Source organism: Massilia sp. CT11-108 (assembly GCF_047302915.1).
In the GTDB taxonomy this organism is placed as follows: Bacteria; Pseudomonadota; Gammaproteobacteria; order Burkholderiales; family Burkholderiaceae_D; genus Telluria; species Telluria orientalis.
Genome location: NZ_JBKYMO010000904.1, coordinates 1 through 1,346 on the forward strand (window position 1 = coordinate 1; position 1,346 = coordinate 1,346).

2 protein-coding genes are annotated in these 1,346 nt (G+C 67.8%); both read right to left on the bottom strand.

What is annotated here, in order from left to right; genetic code table 11:
- Positions 1–454: site-2 protease family protein (locus tag ACEN88_RS31855; protein WP_413346182.1), on the bottom strand; the 454-nt coding region annotated here is incomplete at its 3' end.
- A 28-nt stretch (positions 455–482) separates the two neighbouring features.
- Positions 483–1,346 (bottom strand): 1-deoxy-D-xylulose-5-phosphate reductoisomerase (gene dxr, locus ACEN88_RS31860; RefSeq protein WP_413346183.1); only part of this gene is annotated, 864 nt, incomplete at its 5' end.

Sequence of the window (1,346 nt, forward strand, 5' to 3'; positions counted from 1 at the left end):
CGCCGCCGCGCACGCCCGCCTTGTACACGGCCGACGCCTCCGGCATCGCGCGCAGGCGCGTGCCCGGCTCCTCTTTCCCGTGCATGAACAGCGCGCCCATCACGACGATGGCGAGGATGAAGTTGGCGATGGGGCCCGCCGCCACGATGGCGATGCGCTTCCACACGTTCTGGCGCGTGAATTCGCGCGGCAGGTCCGCGTCATTGGTCGGCGCGGTCGAGGGATCGCGCGCGTCGAGCATCTTCACGTAGCCGCCGATGGGCAGCGCCGAGATCGCCCATTCCGTCTGGTCCGGACCGAAGCGGCGCGACCAGACGATGCGCCCCATGCCGATCGAGAAGCGCAGCACCTTCACGCCGCACAGGCGCGCGACGACGTAGTGGCCCAGTTCGTGAAAGACGATCAGCGGCCCAAGGGCCAGCAGGAATGCCAGCACGGTGTGGATCAGGTTCATGACACTCTCCCGTCAGGGCCCGCGTTGTTCAAGTGCGCAGCGCATGCACGATGCATCCGGCCGCGTCGCGGGCACGCGCGTCCTGGGCCATCACGGCCTCGATGCTGGTCGCCGCGCCATGCGGGTTCTCGTCCATCACGCGGCGGACGACGCGGTCGATGTCGCGGAAGCCGATGCGGCGCTCCAGGAAGGCTTGGACCGCGATTTCGTTCGCCGCGTTCAGCAAGGCGGGCGCGGTACCGCCCGCGCGCAAGGCGTCGAAGGCGAGCGCGAGGCACGGGAAGCGGTCGAAGTCCGGCTTGTGGAATTGCAGCGCGGCGAACGTCGTCAGGTCGAGCTGGTCGACGCCCGACGCGATGCGTTCCGGGTACGCGAGCGCGTGCGCGATCGGCGTGCGCATGTCCGGGTTGCCGAGCTGGGCCAGCACGGAGCCGTCCACGTACGACACCATCGAGTGGATCACGCTTTGCGGGTGGATCACGACTTCGATCCTGTCGGCCGGCGCGCCGAACAGCCAGTGGGCCTCGATCACTTCGAGGCCCTTGTTCATCATCGTGGCGGAATCGACGGAGATCTTGCGGCCCATCGACCAGTTCGGATGCTTGCAGGCTTCTTCTGGCGTGACATGTTCCAGCGTCTCGACGGCACGCTGCAGGAACGGGCCGCCGGACGCCGTCAGCAGGATCCTGGCGACACCGGCCACGTCCGGTGAACGTGCATACGTCCCCGGCAGCGACTGGAAGATGGCGTTGTGCTCGGAGTCGATGGGCAGCAGGGTCGCCTTGTGTTCCTTGACGGCGTCCATGAACAGCTGGCCGGACATCACGAGCGCTTCCTTGTTCGCCAGCAGGACCTTCTTGCCCGCGCGCGCGGCCGCGAGCGTGGGCAAGAA